General features: G+C 60.9%; 22 protein-coding genes. 9 read left to right on the top strand and 13 right to left on the bottom strand.

Translation table 11 applies throughout. From position 1 onward, the window contains the following. The first annotated feature begins 146 nt into the window (after positions 1-146). Genes ACWKWE_RS16105 through ACWKWE_RS16115 form a run of 3 tightly spaced genes read left to right on the top strand, consistent with a single transcriptional unit; the run spans position 147 to position 2056 of the window. The gene (locus ACWKWE_RS16105) at positions 147-443 is read left to right on the top strand and encodes a hypothetical protein (RefSeq protein ID WP_166593566.1); all 297 of its coding nucleotides are present in this window, start codon (positions 147-149) and stop codon (positions 441-443) included. Further along, a complete protein-coding gene (locus ACWKWE_RS16110; RefSeq protein ID WP_483851092.1) occupies positions 440-1312 on the top strand; it encodes a DUF72 domain-containing protein in 873 nt (290 codons plus the stop codon). The genes ACWKWE_RS16105 and ACWKWE_RS16110 overlap by 4 nt, the downstream gene beginning before the upstream one ends. A 45-nt stretch (positions 1313-1357) precedes the next feature. Further along, a complete protein-coding gene (locus ACWKWE_RS16115; RefSeq protein WP_483851093.1) occupies positions 1358-2056 on the top strand; it encodes an extensin-like domain-containing protein in 699 nt (232 codons plus the stop codon). Between the two features lie 118 nt (positions 2057-2174). On the opposite strand, the gene ACWKWE_RS16120 is transcribed toward ACWKWE_RS16115, so the two are convergent. Then, positions 2175-2804, bottom strand: a complete 630-nt coding sequence (locus tag ACWKWE_RS16120) for an energy transducer TonB (RefSeq protein WP_483851094.1) — start codon at positions 2802-2804, stop codon at positions 2175-2177. Positions 2805-2902: 98 nt separating this feature from the next. On the opposite strand from ACWKWE_RS16120, the gene ACWKWE_RS16125 reads away from it, so the two are divergent. Further along, positions 2903-3685: a class I SAM-dependent methyltransferase gene (locus ACWKWE_RS16125; RefSeq protein ID WP_483851095.1), complete on the top strand. Its 783-nt coding sequence runs from the start codon at positions 2903-2905 to the stop codon at positions 3683-3685. A gap of 173 nt (positions 3686-3858) precedes the next feature. Here the strand turns inward: ACWKWE_RS16125 and ACWKWE_RS16130 are convergent, their stop codons facing one another. After that, positions 3859-4506, bottom strand: coding sequence for a TetR/AcrR family transcriptional regulator (locus ACWKWE_RS16130; RefSeq protein ID WP_483851337.1), 648 nt, complete (start codon positions 4504-4506; stop codon positions 3859-3861). 93 nt (positions 4507-4599) lie between these two features. Here ACWKWE_RS16130 and ACWKWE_RS16135 point away from each other — a divergent pair, with 93 nt between their 5' ends. From ACWKWE_RS16135 to ACWKWE_RS16150, 4 genes are all read left to right on the top strand, one after another. Further along, positions 4600-5700, top strand: a complete 1101-nt coding sequence (locus tag ACWKWE_RS16135) for an efflux RND transporter periplasmic adaptor subunit (RefSeq protein ID WP_166593562.1) — start codon at positions 4600-4602, stop codon at positions 5698-5700. A 6-nt stretch (positions 5701-5706) separates the two neighbouring features. After that, positions 5707-8781: an efflux RND transporter permease subunit gene (locus tag ACWKWE_RS16140; RefSeq protein ID WP_483851096.1), complete on the top strand. Its 3075-nt coding sequence runs from the start codon at positions 5707-5709 to the stop codon at positions 8779-8781. A 96-nt stretch (positions 8782-8877) separates the two neighbouring features. Further along, complete coding sequence (locus ACWKWE_RS16145; RefSeq protein ID WP_483851097.1) at positions 8878-10245, top strand: Fic family protein; 1368 nt, start codon at positions 8878-8880, stop codon at positions 10243-10245. A 132-nt stretch (positions 10246-10377) separates the two neighbouring features. Next, complete coding sequence (locus ACWKWE_RS16150) at positions 10378-10944, top strand: DUF4337 domain-containing protein (RefSeq protein WP_166593559.1); 567 nt, start codon at positions 10378-10380, stop codon at positions 10942-10944. A 70-nt stretch (positions 10945-11014) separates the two neighbouring features. Here the strand turns inward: ACWKWE_RS16150 and ACWKWE_RS16155 are convergent, their stop codons facing one another. The 7 genes from ACWKWE_RS16155 to ACWKWE_RS16185 all read right to left on the bottom strand — a co-directional run bounded on the left by ACWKWE_RS16155 (position 11015) and on the right by ACWKWE_RS16185 (position 20058). Further along, on the bottom strand, positions 11015-11704 hold the full coding sequence (locus tag ACWKWE_RS16155; protein WP_166593558.1) for a DUF4197 domain-containing protein: 690 nt from the start codon (positions 11702-11704) through the stop codon (positions 11015-11017). A 45-nt stretch (positions 11705-11749) separates the two neighbouring features. Then, on the bottom strand, positions 11750-12151 hold the full coding sequence (locus ACWKWE_RS16160; RefSeq protein ID WP_166593557.1) for a YbaY family lipoprotein: 402 nt from the start codon (positions 12149-12151) through the stop codon (positions 11750-11752). Between the two features lie 63 nt (positions 12152-12214). Further along, positions 12215-14707: a glycerol-3-phosphate 1-O-acyltransferase PlsB gene (gene plsB / locus ACWKWE_RS16165; RefSeq protein WP_483851098.1), complete on the bottom strand. Its 2493-nt coding sequence runs from the start codon at positions 14705-14707 to the stop codon at positions 12215-12217. A gap of 248 nt (positions 14708-14955) precedes the next feature. Then, positions 14956-15333, bottom strand: coding sequence for a hypothetical protein (locus ACWKWE_RS16170; protein ID WP_483851099.1), 378 nt, complete (start codon positions 15331-15333; stop codon positions 14956-14958). Between the two features lie 76 nt (positions 15334-15409). Continuing rightward, positions 15410-16219: a putative RNA methyltransferase gene (locus tag ACWKWE_RS16175; RefSeq protein ID WP_166593805.1), complete on the bottom strand. Its 810-nt coding sequence runs from the start codon at positions 16217-16219 to the stop codon at positions 15410-15412. Further along, complete coding sequence (gene dapE / locus ACWKWE_RS16180) at positions 16219-17370, bottom strand: succinyl-diaminopimelate desuccinylase (RefSeq protein ID WP_166593554.1); 1152 nt, start codon at positions 17368-17370, stop codon at positions 16219-16221. Before dapE ends, ACWKWE_RS16175 begins: the two co-directional genes overlap by 1 nt. Positions 17371-17469: 99 nt before the next feature. Next, a complete protein-coding gene (locus ACWKWE_RS16185; RefSeq protein WP_483851100.1) occupies positions 17470-20058 on the bottom strand; it encodes a glycosyltransferase in 2589 nt (862 codons plus the stop codon). Positions 20059-20453: 395 nt separating this feature from the next. Here ACWKWE_RS16185 and tcdA point away from each other — a divergent pair, with 395 nt between their 5' ends. Further along, positions 20454-21278: a tRNA cyclic N6-threonylcarbamoyladenosine(37) synthase TcdA gene (tcdA, locus tag ACWKWE_RS16190; RefSeq protein WP_166593552.1), complete on the top strand. Its 825-nt coding sequence runs from the start codon at positions 20454-20456 to the stop codon at positions 21276-21278. 51 nt (positions 21279-21329) lie between these two features. Here the strand turns inward: tcdA and ACWKWE_RS16195 are convergent, their stop codons facing one another. From ACWKWE_RS16195 to ACWKWE_RS16210, 4 genes are all read right to left on the bottom strand, one after another. Next, positions 21330-21734: a SufE family protein gene (locus ACWKWE_RS16195; RefSeq protein ID WP_166593551.1), complete on the bottom strand. Its 405-nt coding sequence runs from the start codon at positions 21732-21734 to the stop codon at positions 21330-21332. Then, a complete protein-coding gene (locus ACWKWE_RS16200) occupies positions 21731-22936 on the bottom strand; it encodes an aminotransferase class V-fold PLP-dependent enzyme (protein ID WP_483851101.1) in 1206 nt (401 codons plus the stop codon). The genes ACWKWE_RS16195 and ACWKWE_RS16200 overlap by 4 nt, the downstream gene beginning before the upstream one ends. A gap of 114 nt (positions 22937-23050) precedes the next feature. Beyond that, positions 23051-24085, bottom strand: coding sequence for a 2,3,4,5-tetrahydropyridine-2,6-dicarboxylate N-succinyltransferase (dapD, locus tag ACWKWE_RS16205; protein WP_166593549.1), 1035 nt, complete (start codon positions 24083-24085; stop codon positions 23051-23053). A gap of 174 nt (positions 24086-24259) precedes the next feature. Beyond that, on the bottom strand, positions 24260-24628 hold the full coding sequence (locus ACWKWE_RS16210) for an ArsC family reductase (RefSeq protein ID WP_483851102.1): 369 nt from the start codon (positions 24626-24628) through the stop codon (positions 24260-24262). Between the last annotated feature and the right edge of the window lie 233 nt (positions 24629-24861).

Consider the following 24861-nt stretch of genomic DNA (forward strand, 5'->3'; position numbering starts at 1 on the left):
TTTACTACCGTTCGGCGACAAAGCGATCATTTCTGCCCGGCGGTTTTAAACATTCGGCAATAACTGTGGTCTAGTTATCGTTCGCGAGTTTGCTTAAGTGCGTTCGTGAGATTAAATTGCCACTACAAGACGCCGAGTAAGCATCGATGCGGATTAACGGTCCTTCACAACGTTCGTACCCCATAAAGCGCAAGCCCCGCAAAGGCGCTGCGACGATCGATAACGCCTCCGAAGAGGTGATCATCGACGACGTTGAAGAAGTCGTTCCGCAGACCGCTCGCCGTCAAACCGGTGGCACGGCCAATGTGCCGGCACGCCAACAGGACATCATTTTCCCGCGCGCCATGAGTCGCCGGGTGGCCAGTGCCCTGAGCAGCTACCTGACGACTTCAACGTTTGTCGATTGGGACCTCGAAGTCTCGGGCCTCGATCTGCACGTTTGAACGTCGCCAATCCCCCTTATTTCATCGGTTGTCCGTCCTGGAGCGAAAGCGCCTGGCGTCAGTCGTTGTACCCGCAAGATGCCCGCACCTCCGATCTGCTTGAACTCTACGCTCAGGTCTTTAATGCCGTCGAAGGCAACACCACGTTTTACGCCCGTCCCAAAGACACCACTGTCGAACGCTGGGCGCAGGTCTTGCCTGAGCATTTTCGATTCACGGCCAAGTTTCCCGGTGACATCAGCCACGCGGGCGACCTGCGCGAACACCTGACTGCCGCGCAAGACTTTCTGAAGCTGATGGCCCCGTTGGGTGAACGCGTTCAACCCCTGTGGCTGCAGCTTCCCGCGACCTTTTCACCCCATCGCCTCGGCGAGCTAGCAACGTTTATCGACGCCTTGGAAGGCCGCGCCTTGGCAGTGGAAGTGCGCAACATGGGGTTCTTCGACAAGGGTGAAGGCGAGCGCATGCTCAATCGTCTGCTGCTCGACCGGGGCGTCGAGCGTATCTGTCTGGACTCGCGACCGCTGTTCAGTTGCGTGTCACAGGCCCCGGCCGTGCTGCATGCGCAATCGAAGAAACCCAAGGTGCCCGTACGCCCGGCAGCACTCACGTTATTCCCCCAAGTACGTTTCATCGGGCGTCCAGAACTGGAAGCGAACGAGCCTTTTGTCGAGCAGTGGGCGCTGAAAGTCGCGGCCTGGATCGAGGAAGGGCGTACGCCTTACGTCTTTCTGCACACGCCAGATAACATCCAGGCCCCCGACCTTGCCAGACGTTTCCATGAGGAATTGCTGACATTGCTGCCCGGCCTGCCTGAATTGCCAACGCTGGAGCGTGGGCCTGAGGTGCAGCAACTCGGCTTGCTGTGAGGTCAGTTAGGGGATGCCATTGTCCTCACTGCGGAAACCTCGCCCATGCGCGGCTCGACCCTTTTCCTGTTATTCCTCCTGATGTGCCTCGGCATCGGGCTCTCGGTGTGGCGCGATTGGTTGCCTGTCCCTGGGCGCTGGAACCCGTGGGCGCCGCTGGACGTGCGGGAACAGCCGAACCTGCTCACCCCCTTCAAACTCTGGCGTTTGCAGGATGACCCGGCCCTGTGCGATCAGGCTTTGCAAACTTCCACTCTGCGCTATGCCCATCAGGCAGACAGCGCCGCCGACGCCAAATGCCCGCTGAGCAATACCTTGAGCATTCAAGGCGGAGACGTGGCGTTGAGCAGCAGTTTTCTTTCGAGCTGCCCGTTGGCGGTGGCCTACGCGCTGTTCGACATTCATGGCCTGCAACCGGCGGCTCAAGCGGTGTTTGGGGAGAAGGTCACGCAGATCGATCACCTCGGCAGCTTCGCCTGCCGCAACGTCTACAACCGCAGCGAGGGGCGCCTGAGTCAGCACGCCACGGCCAATGCGCTGGACATCGCAGGGTTTCGTCTGGCGGACGGCAGGCGGATTTCCGTGCTCAAGGACTGGAAAGACGAGGGCGATAACGGGAGGTTTCTGAGGCTGGTCAGGGACAATGCCTGTCAGCACTTCAACACCGTGCTGGGGCCGGATTACAACGCGGCCCACCAGAATCATTTTCATGTGGACATGGGACGGTGGCGGGTGTGTCGGTAGCGTCAGTCTTGTAGGAGTGAGCTTGCTCGCGATCGCGTTTGATCAGTCACCACCTTGCCGTCTGACACACTGAATCGCGAGCAAGCTCACTCCTACAGGGGCAGCGTGTGCGCCCTAATCAGGCCGCAATCCGCAGATTCTGCAGCACGATCGGACGGGCCCAGCCGTTATCGAACTCCAGGTTACGCTGCTGTTCGCTCATTTCTTCAGCGCTGTACGGCGTGGCAGGCTTGTCGGCCAAATCCCATTCGAACTCGGCGATCGGCAGGAACAGAGGGCGAGGCTGAGGACCGGGGCCCGGCTCGACGCTGTCGTCGTAAGGGTTCAGCACGGTCGGGCGGACCCAACTGCTGTCAATTTCCAGATTGCGTTGCTGTTCAATCATTTCGCTGGCGCTGAACGGCACGGGTCGTTTGGCCAGGTCCCATTCGAATTCGGCGATGGGCAGAAACAGCGGCTCAGGCGGGGCAATTTCTGTGTCCACGACGGGGCATTCGCGCTGCTCGACGATTTTGCCCAACGTTCTGGCGCCCGCAACGGGTTCGCCGGTCATGCTGTCCGTCGCGGCTGCAACGGCGGGGTACTCGGAAGGCGCGGCGGCGTTGTCATCGACCTGCTGCGCCATCGCACGGGCAAACGCATCCTGCCAGAGCTGCGTGACGCCGCTCAGGGTTTCGGTATTGCGTACGCTGTAGTCGCCTGCGTACGTCAAATAACCTATCGAGGATGTTTGCTGAATGTCTGACATAAGCGCTCAGTACATGCCGTGGGTCTGGCAAAATGCCGGATACTTTCGTTATCGGCAGATGTTGCCAATCATTAAGAAAATTTGAGCGTGTTGAAGAGATGACTGAGCAGCAAGCGGGCAGCCGCATTCGCGTTGAAGCCCTGACGGTCGATGCCCGGGAAAAAGCGGAACAATGGGCCACGCGTCTGGGCCTGCCGCTGGAGGACACCGAAGCGGATTTTGCCCTGCAATTGAACGATGACGGCCTGCAGTTGCAACAGCTGGGCGACGATGCGCCGGGGCCTGTGCGAGTGGATTTTGTTGAGGGCAAAGCGGCCCACCGGCGCCTGTTCGGTGGCGGCAGCGGGCAGATGATCGCCAAGGCCGTCGGCGTTCAGCCGGGTGTCCGTCCTCGGGTGCTGGACGCCACCGCCGGGTTAGGCAAGGACGCGTTCGTGCTGGCCAGCCTGGGCTGTGAAATGAGCCTGATCGAACGCCAACCGATCATTGCCGCGCTGCTGGAGGACGGATTGGCGCGGGGCGCTCAGGACCTCGACGTGGGCGCGATCATTGGCCAGATGCGTTTGCTGACGGGCAACTCGATCGAGCTGATGCGCACTTGGGAAGGCGAGCCGCCGCAGGTGATCTACCTCGACCCGATGTTTCCCCATCGCGAAAAAACGGCATTGGTGAAGAAAGAAATGCGCCTGTTCCGCCCGTTGGTGGGCGACGACATGGACGCCCCGGCGTTGCTGGAAGCGGCGTTGGCATTGGCGACCCACCGTGTGGTGGTCAAACGCCCGCGCAAAGCCCCGTGCATCGAAGGCGCCAAGCCGGGGTATGCGCTGGATGGCAAATCCAGCCGGTATGACGTGTATCCGAAGAAGGCGTTGAAGCCCTGATGGGCGAGGGGCGCTGCTGAACGTGATTTCGCCCTCGAACCTGTGGGAGCGAATTCATTCGCGAAGCGGTTGTTCAGGCGATGGATCTCTATCGACCGGACGGGCCATTCGCGAATGAATTCGCTCCCACAGATATCCACGCAAGGCCTGCCTTCGGTGGTGTGACTGGATACTCAGGCTCTGTACGCCCTCAAAAACAACGCCACCACTTCCTGCACATGCTGCTCGCTCGTCTGCTCATCCGGCACGCCGCCGTTGCCAATTAGCAACCGGAAATTGCACACGCCCTTGATCAAACTCAAAAAGTGCCCCGCCGCGCTCGCAGGCGAATCGAAATGCAAGCCGTCGGTGTGATTCACCCGCGTCAGAAATCGCTCCATTTCCTGAAGGATTCGTTGCGGACCGGCTTCGAAAAACACCGCTGATAGCGTCGTATCCTGCGTGCCGAGGGCGATCATCAAACGGTGCAGTTCGATGGATTCCGGGCTGTTGATGAGGGTGTGAAAGCCTCTCGCAATACCCACCAACACTTTCTCCACAGGCGCATTTTGTGCGACATCCACGAACAGTTCAGGCAACTGTTCCTCGCAACGGGCCACCACGGCTGCTGAAAACAGCGTCTCTTTGTCGGTGAAATGGCTGTAGACCGTCAACTTGGAGACCCCGGCCTCCGCTGCGACGGCGTCCATGCTGGTACTCGCATAACCGTTGCGCACGAACAGGTCCTTGGCCGCATCAAGGATCGCCTTGCGCTTGACCAGGTCTTTTGGACGGCCGGGACCGGCAGTCGAAGGGGAATCGCTTAAATAGTTTTCAGGCATATTCGTTTGATTAGTGGACTGTTCAGTTCGGTAATTCTTAATATACTCGCCAGTACAATTATTCAAAGCTCCCTCTTGCCAAGGTGCCACACCATGTTTCGCGATGCCTTGTTCCTTGCTGTGCCCATCAGTCTGGTGTCGCTCCTCGCGGGCTGCGGTCAGGAAGTCTCCGTTCCCGCCACCGTGCGTCCCGCCATGGTAGTGCAACCGCAGCCGTCGTCCCAATCCATGGACAGCTATCCCGGTGAAGTCCGCGCCCGTTTCGAGCCCGATCTGGCCTTCCGTATCCCCGGCAAAGTCAGCAAGCGGCTCGTGGAAGAGGGCGAGCGCGTCAAAGCCAATCAGCCGCTGGCCGAACTCGATGCCCAGGACGTGCGCCTGCAACTGGATGCCACGCGGGCGCAGGTCGCTGCCGCCGAGGCGAACTTGCAGATGGTCCGCTCGGAACGTGACCGTTACAAGACATTGATGGACCGGCAGATGGTCAGCAAGTCCCAATTCGACAACGCCGAAAACCTGTACCGCGCCGGTGATGCCCGCCTCAGACAACTCAAGGCCGAACTCACGGTTGCCGACAATCAGACCAGCTATGCCGTGCTTCGTGCGTCTCAGGACGGCGTCGTCGCCAAACGACGGGTGGAAGTCGGTCAGGTGGTGGCTGCCGGGCAAACCGTCTTCACCCTCGCCGCCGATGGCGAGCGGGAAGTCTCGATCAGCCTGCCGGAGCAGAACTACGGCCGTTTCAAGATTGGCGACCCGGTATCGGTCGAGCTGTGGACCCAACGGGAGCAGCGTTTCCCCGGCCGTATTCGCGAGCTGTCGCCGGCGGCTGATCCGAAATCCCGTACCTTCGCGGCGCGCATCGCCTTCGCCGGCGGCAAGGTCCCGGCTGAACTGGGGCAAAGCGCCCGCGTGTTCATTGCGTCCGAACACAACGTGCCGCTGTCCGTGCCGTTGTCAGCGCTGACTGCCGAGCAGGGGCAAACCTACGTCTGGCGTCTGCAAAGCGACAACACCCTCAAGCGAACACCTGTGCAAGTCGGCGCCTACGGTCAGGAGTCGGTGCCGGTACTCGGCGGCCTCGAAGCCAGCGACTGGGTGGTGGCGGCGGGCGTTCATGTGCTGCACGACGGCGAACAGGTTCGCCCGGTCGATCGCAGCAACCGTGCGGTGAAACTGGCGGCGAAGGAGTAAGCACGGATGCGTTTCAACCTTTCCGAATGGGCCCTGCGCAATCGGCAGATGGTCCTGTACCTCATGATTCTTCTGGCTGTCGTCGGCGCGTTGTCCTACACCAAACTGGGACAAAGCGAAGACCCTCCGTTCACCTTCAAGGCCATGGTCATTCGCACGCTGTGGCCCGGCGCCAGTGCTGAGGAAGTGGCGCGGCAGGTCACCGACCGCATCGAAAAGAAACTGATGGAAACCGGCGACTACGAGCGCATCGTCTCGTTCTCGCGGCCCGGCGAGTCCCAAGTCACGTTCATGGCGCGGGATTCCCTCGTCTCGGCCAAGCTTCCGGAGCTGTGGTATCAGATCCGCAAAAAGATCGGCGACATCCGTGCGACGCTGCCTCCGGGCACCCAAGGCCCGTTCTTCAACGATGAATTCGGCACCACCTTTGGCAACATTTACGCGCTGACCGGGGAAGGGTTCGACTACGCCGTGCTCAAGGACTACGCCGACCGCATCCAGATCCAGCTGCAACGGGTCAAGGATGTGGGCAAGGTCGAGCTGATCGGGCTGCAGGACGAGAAGATCTGGATCGAGCTGTCCAACGTCAAACTCGCCACCCTCGGTCTGCCGCTGCAAGCCGTGCAACAGGCGCTGGAAGCCCAGAACGCAGTCGTGGCCGCGAGCTTTTTCGAGACGCCGAGCGAGCGCATTCAGTTGCGCGTGACCGGGCGTTTCCAGACTGTCGATGAAATCCGCAACTTCCCGATTCGCGTCGGTGATCGCACGTTCCGCATCAACGATCTGGCCGACGTGCGCCGTGGCTTCAATGATCCGCCTGCCCCCGAAATGCGCTTCATGGGGCAGAACGCAATTGGCCTCGCAGTGGCCATGAAAGACGGCGGTGACATCCTCGTCTTGGGGCGTGCGCTGGAAACCGAGTTCGCCCGGTTGCAGAACAACCTCCCGGCGGGCATGGCGTTGAGCAAGGTGTCCGATCAGCCCGCTGCTGTGAAAACCAGCGTTGGCGAATTCGTGCAGGTCCTCGCCGAAGCCTTGGGCATCGTGTTGCTGGTGAGCTTCTTCTCCCTCGGCGTGCGCACCGGCATGGTGGTGGCGCTGGCGATCCCGGTGGTGCTGGCGATGACCTTCGCCACGATGTATTACCTCGGCATCGGCCTGCACAAGATTTCCCTCGGCGCGCTGGTGCTGGCGCTGGGCTTGCTGGTGGACGACGCAATCATCGCCGTGGAAATGATGGCGATCAAAATGGAGCAGGGTTACGACCGGCTCAAGGCCGCGAGTTTCGCCTGGACCAGCACCGCGTTCCCGATGCTCACCGGTACGCTGATCACCGCCGCGGGTTTCCTGCCCATTGCCACGGCGCAGTCGAGCACTGGTGAATACACCCGTTCGATCTTTCAGGTGGTGACCATCGCGCTGCTGGCGTCGTGGGTCGCGGCGGTGGTGTTCGTGCCGTACCTGGGCGAACGTCTGTTGCCCGATCTGGCGAAAATTCACGCGACCAAACACGGCTCCGGCCCCGACGCACCGGACCCCTATGGCACGCCGTTCTACACGCGCGTGCGCGGTCTGGTGGGGTGGTGCGTGCGGCGGCGCAAGACCGTCATCGTGCTGACCATCGCCCTGTTCGTGCTGTCGATTTTCAGCTTCCGTTTCGTGCCGCAGCAGTTTTTCCCGGCCTCCGGACGGCTGGAACTGATGGTCGATCTGAAACTGGCCGAAGGGGCGTCGCTGAGTAACACCACTGAGCAGGTCAAGCGTCTGGAGGAGATGCTCAAGTCCCACGCCGGGGTCGAGAATTACGTGGCCTATGTCGGCACCGGCTCGCCCCGTTTCTACCTGCCGCTGGACCAGCAACTGCCTGCCGCCAGCTTCGCGCAGTTCGTCGTGCTGGCCAAAACCATCGAAGACCGCGAAGCGCTGCGCACCTGGCTGATTCGGACGCTGGACGAGCAGTTCCCGATGCTGCGCCCTCGGGTCACGCGCCTGGAAAACGGGCCGCCCGTGGGCTATCCCGTGCAGTTCCGCGTGACCGGCGAGCACATCGATGAAGTGCGCGCCTTGGCACGCAAAGTCGCGGCGAAGGTGCGTGAGAACCCTCACGTGGTCAATGTGCACCTGGACTGGGAAGAGCCGAGCAAGGTCGTGTACCTCAACGTCGATCAGGACCGCGCAAGAGCGTTGGGCGTGACCACGGCCGACCTGTCGAGCTTCCTGCAAAGCCAGCTGACCGGCTCCAGCGTGAGTCAGTACCGCGAGGACGACAAACTGATCGAAATCCTGCTGCGTGGCACCGAACAGGAACGCCACGACCTGGGCGGTCTGGCGAGTCTCTCGGTGCCCACCGCCAACGGCAGCAGCATCGCCTTGTCGCAAGTCGCTACGCTGGAATACGGCTTCGAAGAAGGGGTGATTTGGCACCGCAACCGGCTGCCGAACGTGACCATCCGCGCCGACATCTATGGCAAGGAACAGCCCGCCACACTGGTCAATCAGATCCTGCCGACGCTGGATGACGTGCGCGCCCAGTTGCCGGATGGCTACCTGCTGGACGTTGGCGGCACCGTCGAAGACTCCGCTCGCGGGCAGAATTCGGTGAACGCCGGTGTGCCGCTGTTCATCGTGGTGGTGCTGACCTTGCTGATGATCCAGCTGCGCAGTTTCTCACGCATGTTCATGGTGTTTCTGACAGCGCCGCTGGGCCTGATCGGTGTGACGCTGTTCCTGCTGATCTTCCGCCAGCCCTTCGGCTTCGTCGCCATGCTCGGCACCATCGCGCTGTCCGGAATGATCATGCGCAACTCGGTCATCCTTGTGGACCAGATCGAACAGGACATCGCCGCCGGGCTCGACCGTTGGCAAGCCATCATCGAAGCCACCGTCCGCCGCTTCCGCCCGATCGTCCTGACGGCACTGGCTGCCGTTCTGGCCATGATCCCCCTGTCCCGTAGCGTGTTTTTCGGCCCGATGGCGGTGGCGATCATGGGCGGGCTGATCGTCGCGACCGCGCTGACATTGCTGTTCTTGCCAGCCCTGTATGCGGCGTGGTTCAGGGTGAAGAAGGGGGAGGCCGTTTAGAGGTCGTTCAATCATGTCTCAATTTTTCAAACGGTTGAGACATGATTGCTTTGCTGCTGTACTGCTGTCTCAGCAATTGAATGGATTGAGACATCAATGCTCAAGTCTCCGCCTCCCCTGGTTTCTCATGAGCAGTTGTTCGCCCAGACGGCCGAAAATCGCTTTTGGCAAAACCCGGCAGAATATCTGGCGCTGCATACACCTCTGGACGATCAGGGTCGCTACCTTCATTTCGATCAACTGCGGCACCGCTGGCGAGCCGGGCTCGATCCGCGCATCTGTTGGAGCATGGTCAAGTCAGCTCGTCTTTCCCAACAAATGCCCATCCTTGCGCAAGACGGGCTGCGCGGCAGCGCCGGTTATGTGCTGACGCCTGTCGCACAAAAGGCGATCTCCCTCGTTGACCGCCATGCGACCCTGGCAGCGCTTGAGCACATGACCAGTCACATCGGTGAGAACGCGCATTTCCACTACCTGCTCAACGACCTGATCGAAGACGAGGCCATCAGCAGCAGCCAGCTTGAAGGCGCCGCAACCACGACGGCGGTCGCCAAGGACATGCTTAAGCGCAACCGTCAGCCCCGTACGCCGGATGAGCGGATGATCATCGGCAATTTCAAGCTGATGCAGTTTGCCTGGGAACAGCGCAGCGAGCCGTTGAGTCTTGCGCTGATCACCCGCCTCCACGAAGTGGGCGTATCAGGCATCGACGACGCCAGCTATTCGCCCGGCCAGTTTCGGTTGAACGATGATGTCGTGGTTCAAGACGGCGACGGCAATACCGTTCATGTGCCGCCGCCTGCTCGGGCTCTGGCCGCCCGACTGGAGCGGCTGGCGCAGTGGGTCAACCTTGCGCATCACGAGAGGGATGGGGTCGGGTATCTGCACCCGATGATCAAGGCCATTGCCTTGCATTTTGCGATCGGCTACGAACACCCGTTTCGCGATGGCAACGGCCGTGTCGCGCGGGCCCTGTTCTATTGGTATCTGTTTCGCCACGACTTTTCGGCGTTTCGCTATATCGCGATCAGCGTCCTGCTGCGCAATGCGCCGGTCAAATACGGCAAGTCCTACCTGGACACCGAAACCGATGAGATGGACCTGACGTATTTTATCGACTACCAGTGCTCCGTGATCACACGAGCGTTGGGTGAGTTCTTGACCCTTTACAGGCAAACGTTGACCGACGCCCTGCGTTTCGATCATTGGCTTGAGCAGTCCTCGTTGTTCGACAAACTCAGCGATAAGCAGAAGGCCATTCTTCAGGTAGCACTCAACGGCATCGATAAGGAATTTACGGCGGTCAACGTCAAAGAAAACCTCCAATGCTCGTACAACACCGCGTCCACCGCGTTGAATGGTCTGGCCATTCTCGGCGCGTTCGAAAAAACCAAAGCAGGGCGCGAATGGGTGTTTACGCTGCGTAATCGAACGGCGCTTCGGGAGAGGTTCGACGGCGGATAAGTCGCCTTTCTACAGCCTGAACGAAACGTCACTTCCGCTTCTCGACTTCACCAATATCACCTATATTCGCGCCGCCAGCCTCCGGCTGCTCAAGCACCTCCGAGTCAACGTCGTGTCAGGCGATAGAAGTCCATGTCCGAATCCTTCGAAGTCCCCAGCCCTCATGAACATCATGTCGAGCATGCGCACACCACCGGGGATCGGTTTGCCGGGAAGATCGCGGTCATGACGGCGATCATGGCGACGGTCGGTGCATTGTTGAGTTATCAGGCCGGTTCCACTGAAAGCGAAGCGGCGATGGACAAGAACAACGCCGCGATCAAGAAGACCGAGGCGTCGAATCAGTGGAATTACTACCAGGCCAAGTCGAGTCGTGAAAACCTCGCGGACCTGGCGAGCCACATGCCCGGTCTGGACAGCGCGCATTACGTCGCGGAGGTCCAGCGTTACAAGGCCGATAAAGAGGCGGCGAAGATCAAGGCCGAAGCTCTTGAGGCGCAGGCGCAAGCGTGGGACGAGAAATCCGAGCAGGTGCTGCATTCTCACCACCGCTGGGCGCAGGCAATGATGGCGATTCAGATGGCCATTTCCCTCGCGGCGATCACCTTGCTGACCCGCAAGGAGTGGCTGCAGAAAGTCTCGTACGGCGCGGGTGGCGTCAGTGTTTTGCTGGGGGTGATGGCTTGGCTGCATCTCTGAACGCGGCTCATCAAAAAGCCCCGGCACTTTGCAGCGTCGGGGCTTTTTGTTGCTCGCGAAAGTGCGCCCGTTAGAGCGCGCCGAACACTTTCTTCGCCAGGCTGGTGGCGGCACCGGCCGGGTTGGCGCGGATGCCTTCTTCCTGTTTGGCGATCATCTCGAACAGGCCGTCGAGGGCTTTTTCGGTCACGTAGCCTTCGATATTCGAGTCTTTCGCGTCGACCACGCCCAAACTCGCGGCCTTGCCTGCGAAGCTGTTGTATTGCTGCGCCAGGCCCACTTTGTCCGTGGCTTGCTTGACGATGGGCAGGAACTTGGCGCGGATCTGATCGCGGCTGGATTTGTTCAGGTACTGAGTGGCCGAGTCCTTGCCGCCGGTCAGCACGCCCTTGGCGTCAGACACGCTCATTTTCTTCACGGCATCCACCAGAATCGCCTGGGCCTGCGGTACAGCAGCTTCGGCGGCCTGGTTCATGCTGGTTTCCAACTGATCCACCTGATTGCCCATGCCCAGCAGCTTCATCTTGCTCGCCACTTTGCCCAGCTTGCCCGGCAGCTCGATGCGCACGTCCTTGTTGTTGCTGAAACCACCCGGCACGCCCAACTGCTTGACAGCAATCTGCGCACCTTGGGTCAGCGCGTCCTTGAGACCACCGGTGGCGTCCGACTGTGAGAGGTCACCCAGCGACAGCGCGAAGGCATTGGCCGAGAGCAACAGCCCGGCGAACAGGCCAGTAAACGAGAGGGAGCGAAGCAGCATGGGTAACGTCCTTTTCGGAGGTGAAGAAAATCGGGCAAAGGCCCTTTAGCTGGCCGGGTTTACACGGATCTTGACCCGCGGTTTCTCTTCCAGCGTCAGGTCCACCGTATAGCGTTCGGTGCTGATCAGCAGCAGCTTGCCATCGACCTCGATGCGCGCGCTCACGGCATAGGTGTGGCCCGGCTTGACCTGTTGCTGATCGTAGGTCAGATGGAAGGGCAAAGGAACCTGTCCCTTGATCGGGCCGCTCTCGCTGGCCAGCGTCTGGGCCGGTGCGTCTGCCAATGAAACGTCTTGCAGCGTGACTTTCAGGGTAGCGGTCGGCGGCAGGGCCATGCGCTGCAGGTAGAACACCTCGCCATCGAGGGTGCCTTTCAAATTGTCCGGTGCGTGACCGGCGCAAGCGGCCAGGACGGTGGTGGCCAGGGCCAGAATCAGGTGTTTCATCGGGTGAATCTCCATGTCACAAAGGGGGCGTGCCCGCAGATGCCGTACGTTGAGCGCGATGGCTCAGACACTCGGGCCTGCGTCTAAGACCTCTTCATCGCGGTGCAGTGCCACTTGGCGAATCGACAATCGAATTTCCGCCGGCAAAACCCGCTTGGCGGCACCCTCGGCCAGTTCGCCCAACAGCTCGTGATAGCCCAGTTTGCCGGTGTCGTCCTTGCGCAGCACATCCTCGTCCAACAAACTCTGGATGAAATGGCGGAACAGGCTCTTGTCGAAGAATTCCGGGGCGTTCAGGCCATGCAGGATCGACAGGCGCTGAGCCATGATCGTGCACAGGTCTTCCAGCTCTTCGGCCGTCAGCGTGTGCTGCCCGTTGTTCAGCAACAGCGCGATGGCCATGTAGAAACGTTGCAACGTCTGGGCGATGGCACGGGACAGCAACGTCAGCAGCACAAAACTTCGCGAGCTAGGGGCCGGACGCAAATAGACGTCGTTCTCGAAGCGCAGCAGCCCTTGCTCGACGAACGCGGCCAGCCACTGATCGATGACGCCATCCAGATCGTCCAGCGACCAGCGGATGAACAGTTCCGATTGCAGGTACGGATACAGCGCTCGGGTGTAGCGCAACACTTGCTCGCGGGTCATGCGCGAAGAACTCTGGAAGAAGCTCGCCAGCAGCGCGGGCAGCGCGAAGATGTGCAGCACGTTGTTGCGGTAGTAGGTCATCAGGACGGCGTTTTGCTCGTCCAGATAAAGGATTTTGCCGAGCCTGTCGCTTTGCTCCGACAGCAGGTCCATGCCTTTGACGTGCGCGATCAACGCCGCGCCATCGCCTTCAGGCAAGGTGGTGTGGGGCGAGTACGGCACGCTGCGCAGCAGGGTCAGGTACAGGTCGAGCACACGGGACAGCGCGCGGTCGTCCAGCGCGTGCTTGTTGGTCGACAGCAGCGCCAGCGCCACCAGGTTGACCGGATTGACCGCCGCAGCTTCGTTCAGATGACGCGCAACCCGTTCGCCCAGGCGATGGGTCGTCGCGTTCAGCCACGCGGGCTTGAACACCGGCCCCAGTTCCTGGGTGCGCCAGTCGGGCTGTTCGTGGTTGAGGAACTCTTCCAGCTTGATCGGCTCGCCGAAGTTCACCGCCACCTGACCGAACTTTTGCTTGAGGGCCCCAATGACTTTGAAGATGTCGAAAATCGACTCTTTCTTCTTCGTGGCCCCGCGCAGTTCGCCGAGGTACGTGCGGCCTTCCAGCACGCGCTCGTAACCGATGTAGACCGGCACGAAGACGATGGGGGTACGGGAATTGCGCAGGTAGCTGCGCAGGGTGATCGCGAGCATGCCGGTCTTGGGTTGCAGCATGCGCCCGGTGCGCGAGCGGCCGCCCTCAACGAAGTATTCGACCGGGAAGCCTTTGGTGAACAGGGTGTGCAGGTATTCGTTGAACACGGCGGTGTACAGCGGATTACCCTTGAAGGTGCGGCGCATGAAAAACGCCCCGCCCCGTCGCAGCAGTCCGCCAATGACCGGCATGTTGAGGTTGATGCCCGCTGCGATGTGCGGGGGCGTCAGGCCGTTGCGGAACAGCAGGTAGGACAGCAGCAGGTAGTCAATGTGGCTGCGGTGGCAGGGCACATAAATGATCTCGTTGCCCTGCGCGACGTTCTGCACGCCTTCGATGTGGCTGACTTTGATGCCGTCGTAGATTTTGTTCCAGAACCAGCTCAGCACCACTTCCAGAAAACGGATGGCGGTGTAGGTGTAATCCGAGGCGATTTCGTTGCCGTAGTGCAGGGCTTTTTCCCGGGCCTTGGCTTCCGAAATTTTTTCGCGGGCCGCTTCGTCGAGGATCGCCTGTTTGACCATGGGGTCGCTGATCAGGCCTTTCACCAGGTTGCGTCGGTGAGAGATGTCGGGGCCGATGACCGCTGCTTTCAGGTTGCGGAAATGCACCCGCAACAGACGTTGGGCCATGCGCACGGTGCGCTCGTAGCCCTTGTTTTCATCGACGAGGTCGCGCACGTGGATCGGCGCGGAGAATTGCACGCGGGTCTTGCGGCCCAGAATCAGGATCGTGATGAACTTGCGCAGGCGACCGGTCACGGCCCAGCTGTCGGCAAACAGCAATTTCCACGGGCTGTCTTCCTTGTCTGGCGACTGCCCCCAGAACACGCTGACCGGGATGATCTGCGCGTCTTCGGTGGCGTTTTGCGTGACGGCACCGACCAATCGCTCCAGCGTCGGTGGGGCGCCACGTTTGTCCTGGCGCCCCAGCCAGTCGGGCTCAGGCGTGAGGTAAAAGAACGCAGCGGCCTCGGTCAGATCGCCGACCGCCACCGGCAGCACCGGGCGCGGCAAACCGGCCTTGCGGCACTCGGTGTCGAGCACGGCCAGATCGGTCATCGACGGGTTTTGCAGTGCGTAAAACACCGGTCGGCTGCGGTCCAGATTGAGGGTGAAAGACGACTGATTGATCGTCTCCGAACGCACCCACACATACAGCAGGCGACGCAGGGTGCCAAACACGAGACGACGAAACGGGGAGCGGGTCATACGAATTCTGCGCTGAGGGGCAAGGCCCACGAAGCGGTCAGTTTGCCGGATATGGCGGGGATGGGCAAAGCGGCGGCGGGAAGGGGCGGGTAAATCCCCTGTGGGAGCGAATTCATTCGCGATGCGATGGTGAAGCCGGTACGCATCTGGCGGATGTACCGGCCAATCGCGAATGAATTCGCTCCCACAGGTTATAGGTGCACGTCAAAACGACGCATGGCGCAGATCCGACCCTGGTTTGCGGCGTTTTACGACGTGCGCCAGGTAATCTCTTCCTCACCGTCCGCACTGATGCGAATCCAGCGGTCAGCGTCTTCGTCGCTTTCTTCCTCGACCCACGTGCCCGGTGCGCAGCGCACTTCGACGTTCAAGGCTTTGAAAGCGGCGCGGGCGCAGGCAATGTCGTCGTCCCACGGAGTTTTATCGCTGTCCAGGCACAGGCTGTTCCACTTGCCTACAGCCTTGGGAATCCAGGTCACCGGGATGTCACCGGCGGTGCATTTCCAGGTCTGGCCTTTCTGGACCCACTCGCTGCACGAGCCGATGTCGGCGGTCAGCCAAGTGGTGATGGCCTTGTGATCGACGTCAGCGTCTTTCAGGTAAATCTCGATATCGGGTTGGCGCATGGATACCTCTGGGTTGTTCTGGAAAATCCATTCGCGGATTCATTCGGTGTTTCGTGTCTGTTGTCGGGTCAGGCGGTCACTGCAAAACGAAATAATCGTAGCGCATCGACACGGTCACCTCGAACGGCTCGGCCTGATCGATGACATTAGCCCGCCGTTCGGCACTGGCGCGCCAGCCGTGGGGCGTCATCGCCAGCAGATTGGCCCGCGCCTGACCGTCCACCAGCGTCAGTTTGAAACGCAAGGTCTCACTGTGCTGTAGGGCCATGCCTTCGGGCACCAGTGCCAAATGCTTGTCATCAGCGTAATCGCGGACTTCGTCGTACAGCCGCTGACGCAATTCCATCAGGTGTTCGTTGGTCGGTCCTACACGCATCAAGCCACCGCCGGGCGACAGCAGACGCTTGGCCTCGTCCCAATCGAGCGGGCTGAACACGCTGGCGATGAACTGCACGCTAGCGTCCGGCAACGGCACGCGAGCCATGCTGGCGATCAACCAAGTCAGGTTCGGGTCGCGTTTGCAGGCGCGTTTGACCGCTTCGCGAGAGATGTCCAGCGCATAACCATCGGCATGGGGCAGGGCTGTGGCGATCTGGGCGGTGTAATAGCCCTCGCCGCAACCGATGTCGAGCCAGTGCGCGGGGGCGCGTTCAGCGGCCAGCTCAGCGAGACGCTTCGCCACCGGCGCGTAATGCCCGGCGTTGAGAAAGTCCCGGCGCGCTTCGACCATCGCCTGATTGTCGCCAGGGTCGCGGCTGTTCTTGTGCTGCACCGGCAGCAGGTTCAGGTAACCCTGACGCGCGCGGTCGAAGCGGTGGCCGACCGGGCACACCACGCCGTTGTCCGCTGCATCGAGCGGGGCAGAGCAGATCGGGCAGGTCAGCATCACGCGAGCAACTTGACCAGGGTCTGGTAGTAAATCTCGGTCAACACGTCGAGATCGCTGGCCAGAATACGTTCGTTGACCTGGTGGATCGTGGCGTTCACCGGGCCGAGTTCGACCACCTGCGTGCCGAGGGTCGCAATGAAGCGACCGTCCGACGTACCGCCGCTGGTGGACGCCTTGGTGTCACGGCCGGTAACGGTCTTGATGCTGGACGAAACGGCATCGAGCAACGCACCCGGCTCGGTGAGGAACGGCAGGCCCGACAGCGCCCATTCCACGTGCCAGTCCAGCCCGTGCTTGTCGAGAATGTCGGCCACGCGTTTCTGCAGGCCTTCGACGGTGGATTCGGTGGAAAAGCGGAAGTTGAAGATGGCGGTCAGATCGCCGGGAATCACGTTGGTCGCGCCGGTGCCCGCATTCAGGTTGGAGATCTGAAAGCTGGTCGGCGGGAAGAATTCATTGCCTTCGTCCCAATGCTCGGCGGCCAGTTCAGCCAGCGCCGGAGCGGCCAGATGAATCGGGTTTTTCGCCAGATGCGGGTAGGCCACGTGGCCTTGCACCCCTTTGACGGTCAGCGTGGCGCCGAGGGAGCCGCGACGGCCATTTTTCACCACATCGCCTACCAGGGTCGTGCTCGACGGCTCGCCGACGATGCACCAGTCCAGACGCTCCTTGCGCGCCGCCAGACGTTCGACGACCGCTTTGGTGCCGTGGTGCGCCGGGCCTTCTTCGTCGCTGGTGATCAGGTACGCAACCTTGCCCTTGTGGTTCGGGTGGTCGGCGACGAAACGTTCGGTGGCGATGATCATCGACGCCAGGCTGCCTTTCATGTCCGCTGCGCCACGGCCGCAAAGCATGCCGTGTTCATCGATCAACGCGTCGAACGGGTCGTTCTGCCACGCCTTCACAGGGCCGGTCGGCACCACGTCGGTGTGGCCGGCGAAACACAGCACCGGGCCGTCTTGCGTGCCGTGAGTGGCCCAGAAATTATCGACGTCTTCGATGCGCATCGGCTCCAGCCTGAAACCGGCAGCGCCCAGGCGTTTCATCATCACGGCCTGGCAATCGGCGTCGAGCGGCGTGACCGATGGGCGACGGATCAGGTCGCAGGCGAGTTGCAGAGTGGGCGAGAGATCGGCTGGGGCTGTCATGAAAGGTCCGCGCAGTTGAGGGTAGGGCGATAAAACGGCAGGTATCTTAAAGCAAAACGGCGACCCGAAGGCCGCCGTTTAGTACAGCACTCAATTGTTTCAGGCCGTGGCCGGTTCCGTTTGCGCCTTGGGTTTGGGCAGCGACGACAGAAACGCCATGATCAGCGCCGCCAGGTACGGCAACGACTGCACCAGCAGCATCATCACCCAGAAACGCACGTCGTAGCTCGGCAGGCCCTGCACCACGCAGATGCCCAGCGCGGCGCCCCACAGCAGCAACATGATGAACAGCTCTTCACGGGCCTCGGAAATTGCCACCAGCAGGCCGTGGCTGTCGGCGTTTTTCGGGGTGCGGAAGAACGGGATGCTGGTGGTGAAGAAGCCATAGAGCACCGCTTTGGCGATGGTGTGCGACAGTGCCAGCCCTGCCAAGGCGGCGTAGAGCGCATCCTTGAGGTTCACGCCCACGGCGCGACGGTAGAGGAAGATGATCTTGCCGACCTTGAAGAAGAACAGCGCCAAGGGCGGGATCGCGAAGATCAGCAACGGCGGATCGACCCGGTTCGGCACGATGATCATCGCTGCCGACCACAGCAACGCGCCGACGGTGAAGAAGATGTTCATGCCGTCGGCGACCCACGGCAGCCAGCCCGCGAGGAAGTGGTAGCGCTGGCCACGGGTCAGCTCGGTGTCCTTGCCGCGCAGCAGGCTGGCGGCGTGGCGTTTGATGATCTGGATCGCGCCGTATGCCCAGCGGAAACGCTGCTTTTTGAAGTCGATGAACGTGTCCGGCATCAGGCCTTGCCCGTAGCTGTGGTGGGCGTACGCGGCGGAATAGCCTTTTTCAAACACCCGCAGGCCCAGTTCGGCGTCTTCACAGATGCACCAGTCGGCCCAGCCCAGTTCTTCGAGCACGGAGCGGCGAGTCATGGTCATGGTGCCGTGCTGGATGATCGCGTCGCGGTCGTTGCGGGTCACCATGCCGATGTGGAAGAAGCCTTTGTATTCCGAGTAGCAGAGCTTCTTGAACGCGCTTTCGTATTGGTCGCGATAGTCCTGAGGCGACTGCACCACGGCGATTTTCGGGTCGGCGAAGTGCGGGACCATGTGCTTGAGCCAGTTGCGGTCAACGCAGTAGTCCGAGTCGATCACGGCAATGACTTCAGCGTCTTTTGCGGTGTGAGGAATCAGGTAATTCAGCGCGCCGCCCTTGAAGCCCGCCAACGGCGCGACGTGGAAGAACTTGAAGCGCTCGCCGAGCATTTCGCAGTGGGCTTTGACCGGTTTCCAGACAGCCGGGTCCTTGGTGTTGTTGTCGATCAGCAGCACTTCGAAATCCGGGTAGTCCAGCGCGGCCAGTGCGTTCAGCGTCTGTTTGACCATTTCCGGCGGCTCGTTGTAGCAGGGCACGTGCACCGAGACTTTCGGTCTGTAGGCCTTGTCCGCATGGACGGGCAGGAATTCACGACGGCGCTTGTGGGTCCAGACCGCCTCGGCCAATTCGTGGGCCTCGGTCAGCAGCACGATGAACACCCCGAATGCACCCAATGCCAGGAGAAATCCTACGAGCAGGCTGAACCAGGTGCTGTATTGCTGGCTGTAGTCGTAGCCGATCCACACCAGCACCGAACCGCACAGGAAAGCGATGAACGTCAGGAAGGTGCGACCGCGCTGGCGCAGGGCCGAGCCGTCGATCAACAGCAGCGCCAGTGCCAGCATGGCCAGCACGGCCGAGCCCACCGCCAGCACCCGCCATTGCGGGATCGCGACGACGGGGCCTTCGAAGTTGAATTTCTGCTGACGGTCAGCGTTGTACACGCCCCAGTAAGCACCGACCGAGCCTTCGTCGCTGGCTTTCCACGGCTGGTCAAACGCTTCGATGACGAAATATTTGAAGCCCTGACGGTTCAGTTTGTTGACCAGCGTGCGCAGGTAGATCGCCTGGTCCGCCTGATTGGCGTCTGCACCGCCGCGCATATGGCCGTTGCTGGGCCAGCCCACTTCAGACAGCAGCAGCGGCTTTTTCGGGAACATGTGTTTGAGTTCCCGGGCGCGATCCAGAACGTACTGCCCGGCCTTGTCCACCGGGATGTATTCCCAGTACGGCAGGATGTGCGCAGCGATCAGGTCCACGTGTTTGGCCAGCTCCGGGTATTTCTCCCAGATGTGCCACTGCTCGGAGGTGGTCACCGGCACCTTCACGGCGGCACGCACGCGGTCGAGAATCGCCATCAGGTCTTTCGGCTTGATCTCCTCGCGATACAGCGCTTCGTTGCCGACCACGACCCGCACGACACTGCGGGTACTGTTGGCCAACTGGATGGCGGTGGTGATCTCCCGCTCATTGCGTTCAAGATCGGGGCTGATCCAGATGCCCAGTGTCACGCGCAGGCCAAATTCCTCGGCCAGTTTGGGAATGTCCTGCTGAGGGCCGTCCACCGAATAGATGCGGATGCTGTCAGTCCATTTGCTCATCAACTCCAGGTCCTGACGCATTTCTTCGTCGGACGGGTACACGCCCTTCTGTGGGTTTTGTCCCAGGCGGAAAGGGGAATAAGAGAATCCGGAGATGTGTTCGGGCCAGTTGGGGGTGGTCACAGGGCGGTTGATCAGTGCCCAGAAACCCGTGAACAGCGCGGCGATCGCCACGACGACTACCAGGTTGAGTCCAAATTTGCGGGATGGCATAGCGACTTCAGGTTCCAAAGGGGGAACAGGGGGAGGCTGAGACGTCAGCCAGCGAGAGCTTTGGCAGCTGACGAAGGTTGAAGTTCTATTCTGAAAAAAATGTAGGCCTTGTCGTCATCATGTGTAGGCGAAGCCTTTGTAGCTGGGCGGCTTGTGACCGTGGTGCCCCCTGTGGAAGCGAATTCATTCGCGAGACGTCAGCGCAGCCGATAGAGATGCATCGTCTGCACAACCTTTCGCGAGTGAATTCGCTCCCACAGGTTGATGTTCAACCCTCGGGATTGCGTTGGACTCAGGGGGCGATTGCCCTTTTTCAGACCAAACACCCCCACCAAACAGCTGTCCCAATTTCACGCACGGCCTATAATGCGCGCCGGTTTTTTGGGGTATTGGTCATGAGCACAGAAGATCCGCGGTTTGCTGGCGTCGCCCGTCTCTACGGCATTGAAGGCCTGGAGCGCTTGCGCGCGGCCCATGTGGCGGTGGTCGGCATTGGCGGCGTGGGTTCCTGGGCGGCGGAAGCCATGGCCCGTTGTGGTGTGGGCGAAATTTCGCTGTTCGATCTGGACGACGTCTGCGTCAGCAACAGCAACCGTCAGCTCCATGCCCTGAGCAGCACCATCGGTCGTTCCAAAGTCGATGTCATGGCCGACCGCATCCGTGAGATCAACCCTGATTGCGTGGTGCATGCCGTGGCCGACTTCGTCACCCGCGAGACCATGGCCGAATACATCACGCCCGACATCGACTGCGTGCTGGACTGCATCGACAGCGTCAACGCCAAGGCCGCGCTGATTGCCTGGTGCAAGCGTCGCAAGATCCAGATCATCACCACTGGCGGCGCAGGCGGGCAGATTGACCCGACATTGATCCAGGTCTGCGACCTCAACCGCACCTACAACGACCCGCTCGCCTCGAAAGTGCGATCGACCCTGCGCCGCGACTACGGCTTTTCCCGCACCGTGACCCGTCATTACAGCGTGCCGTGCGTGTTCTCCACCGAGCAACTGCGCTACCCGAAACCGGACGGGAGCATCTGTTTGCAGAAGAGCTTTGTGGGCGATGGCGTGAAACTCGACTGCGCAGGCGGGTTCGGCGCAGTGATGATGGTCACCGCGACGTTTGGCATGGTGGCGGCCACCAAGGCAGTGGAGAAAATCGTGGCGGGCATGCGTCGCCCATCGGAGCGGGCCAAGGCGAAGGAAGCGGCGCAGTCCTGATTGCCCATGGCATCTGTTTGTCGCAACGCTCCCACAGGGGCGGCGTCGTATTCAGCCCGCCAACCGCCGCATCTTCTGCAACACGGCATTCAGCCCATTGCTGCGCGAAGGGGAGAGCTGGCGGCTCAAGCCCAGGTGATTGAACCAGTCGTTCAAGTCGACGTGCTGCAATTCGACCGCCGACAACCCATTGACCCGTGCGAGCAGCAACGCCACCAACCCGCGAATCAACCGGGCATCGCTGGCCGCGCGAAACTGCCAGTGACCGTCGATCACCTCGCCCAGCAGCCAGACCTTGCTCTCGCAACCATCGACCAGGCGTTCGTCGGTTTTCTCGTTGTCAGCCAGAAGGGGCAGACGCTCACCCCATTGCATCAGCAGGCGAGCGCGTTGCTCCCAGCTCAATGAGCCGTTGAAGGTGTTCAGTGCCGTTTGCGCGTCTTCGGGCAGGTTCATCGCAACAACTCCAGCGCCTGATCCAGCGCGTTGAAGAAGCGCTCCAAGTCCTCGGAGTCGTTGTACAGCGCCAGCGACACGCGAATCGCGCCTGACAGGCCAAGGCTGCTGATCAGCGGGATCGCACAATGATGGCCTGCACGCACCGCGATGCCTTGCTCGGTCAGCAGATGCGCGAGGTCGGCGTTGTGCACGCCCTCGACCACGAAGCTGACCAACGCCACGTGTGGATCGCCTACCAGCCGAACACCTTCGCGCAACATCAGTCCGGCGCGCAGCAGTTCGTGCAGACGGGCTTCGTGTTCAGCCGCAGCGACCTGATTGACATCGTTCAAATAATCGAGAGTGGCGCCCAACCCGATGATGCCGGAAATCGGTGGCGTACCCGCTTCAAACCCTAAGGGAGCCGGGCGGAACGTTGCATCCTGATAGCCCGCTTTCAGCACCATCTCGCCGCCAAACTGCCAATGCTGCAATTGCGCCAAGGCCTGATGCTGGCCAAACAGCACACCGACGCCGTCCGGGCCATACAGCTTGTGGCTGGAAAACACATAAAAGTCACAGTTCAGCGCCTGGACATCGTGACGACCGTGCACGACACCTTGAGCGCCGTCGATGACCGTCAGCGCACCCTGCGCCTTGGCCAGTGCGACCAGTTCGGCCACAGGCTGCCATGTTCCCAGCACATTGGAGAGCTGGCTGACGGCGAGCAACCGGGTGCGGGTATTGATCAACGAGGCAGCGGCGTCGAGGTCGATCAAGCCCTGAGCGGTCAGTGGCAGCACGATCAGTTTCAGGTCTCGGCGTTTCGCCAACTGCTGCCACGGCAAGAGATTGGCGTGGTGTTCCAGCGCACTGATGACGAGTTCATCGCCCGGCTGAAACAGATGTTCGAGCCCATACGCCAGCAGGTTGAACGCTGAAGTGGCGCCATGGGTAAACACGATGTGCCCGGATGAACCGACGTTCAGCCATTCGGCAGCCTTGCGGCGGGTGTCCTCGAATGCCTGAGTCGCCATCGCGCCCGGAAGGTGCTGCGCACGGTGCACGTTGGCCGCTCCATTGGCGTAGTAATGGGCCAGCGCGTCGATCAGGGCTTGGGGCTTCTGTGCGGTGGCGGCGCTGTCCAGATAGGTCTGGCCTTGCCGTTCGAGGGCGTCGAGAGCAGGAAAGTCAGCGCGCCAGGGAGAAATGAGGGACATGGGAATTGGCTCTCTGTCCTGTAGGAGCGAATTCATTCGCGAAAGGGTATGTCAGACGACGGCGTTGGGTCGTCAGACATACCGGATCGCGAATGAAAGCGCTTGCACAGTCGATCAGTTGTGAGCGTGCAGCGCTTCGTTCAGCTCGATGGCCGACTTGTGGGATTTGCATTCCACGGCGCCGGTTTGCGAGTTGCGACGGAACAGCAGATCAGGTTGACCCGCCAGGTCACGGGCCTTGAGAACCTTGACCAGCTCGTTTTTCTCATCCAGCAACGCGACCTTGGTGCCCGCGGTGATGTAAAGACCGGCTTCCACGGTGTTGCGGTCGCCCAGCGGAATGCCGATACCGGCGTTGGCGCCGATCAGGCAGCCTTCACCGACCTTGATGATGATGTTGCCGCCACCGGACAGGGTGCCCATGGTGGAGCAACCTCCGCCCAGGTCCGAACCCTTGCCGACGAATACGCCAGCCGACACACGGCCTTCGATCATGCCCGGGCCTTCGGTGCCGCCGTTGAAGTTGACGAAGCCTTCGTGCATCACGGTGGTGCCTTCGCCGATGTAAGCCCCCAGACGCACGCGTGCGGTGTCAGCGATGCGCACGCCAGCCGGCACGACGTAGTCGGTCATTTTCGGGAATTTGTCGACGGAGAACACTTCCAGCAACTCGCCTTTCAGACGGGCTTCCAGTTGACGCTGGGGCAGTTCGCCCAGGTCGATGGCGCCCTGGCTGGTCCACGCTACGTTCGGCAGCAGCGGGAACACGCCTGCCAGGCTCAGGCCGTGTGGCTTGACCAGACGATGGGACAGCAGGTGCAGCTTGAGGTAAGCCTCAGGCGTGGAAGTCAGTGCGGCGTCTTCAGCCAGTACCGTGGCGACCAGCGGCTTGTGGCTCTCGGCCAGACGGGTCAGCAGCGCGGCTTGAGCGGCGTCGACCGATTTCAGCGCATCCGCCAGCTTGGAGGCCAGATCGGTGTTGAAAGCGATGGCCTGATTGCCACCGGTGTAACCCAGGATTGGCGCCACGGCGGCAACGATTTCAGCCGACGGGTTGAGCAGAGGCAGGGCGTAGAAAACTTCCAGCCAGGTGCCTTGACGATTTTGAGTGCCGACGCCGAAGGCTAGGCTGAACAGGGAAGTGGACATGGGATTACCTCTTTAAATGGCTATCTCAATCACAAGCGGCGTGAAAACTGCTGCGCTCGGCATTACTGCGTTAAAAACAGGCGGAAAATGCTCATTTAGAACACCTAGAGTCGGGCGCGACCCCGGCCGTTTCCCGCCTGTTTTTGCCTTGTCTTGCCTTCGCTCGCTACGTTTTCACACCGCCTGTTCGGCGATAGCCGCTGCGTACAGTTCGGGTTTGAAGCCAATCAGGGTCTTGTCGCCAAGATCGAGCACCGGGCGCTTGATCATCGACGGTTGAGCGAGCATCAGTTCTATCGCCTTGTTCTGGTCGATGTCGGCTTTTTGCGAATCGTCCAGTTTGCGAAAGGTCGTGCCGGCGCGATTCAACACCGTCTGCCAGCCGTGCTCGTTGCACCACTGAGTCAGGTGATCACGGTCGATGCCCAGCGTTTTGTAGTCGTGGAAATCGTAGTTCACCGATTTTTCATCGAGCCAGGTGCGCGCCTTTTTCATGGTGTCGCAAGCCTTGATCCCGTACAGGTGCAACTGTTTGTCAGCCATGAGCTTGCCCCCTCTTTGGGACGATTGAAAAAAACGGTGACGGATTATGCCACGTACACACCGGTTGGGCGCGGCTTGGCGAGGCTTTGTGTGTTTCGACGGGTATTTTTCTGTGGACACTCGCAACGCGCTGCTTGGAGGCGTCAGCGTAAACGAAATATATGGCACTTCGATGCCGCATTGCGGGCGGCACCGATCAAAAGGTCAGCCAGATGTCCCGCCGACCTTCATTG

This window comes from Pseudomonas salicis (genome assembly GCF_057128705.1).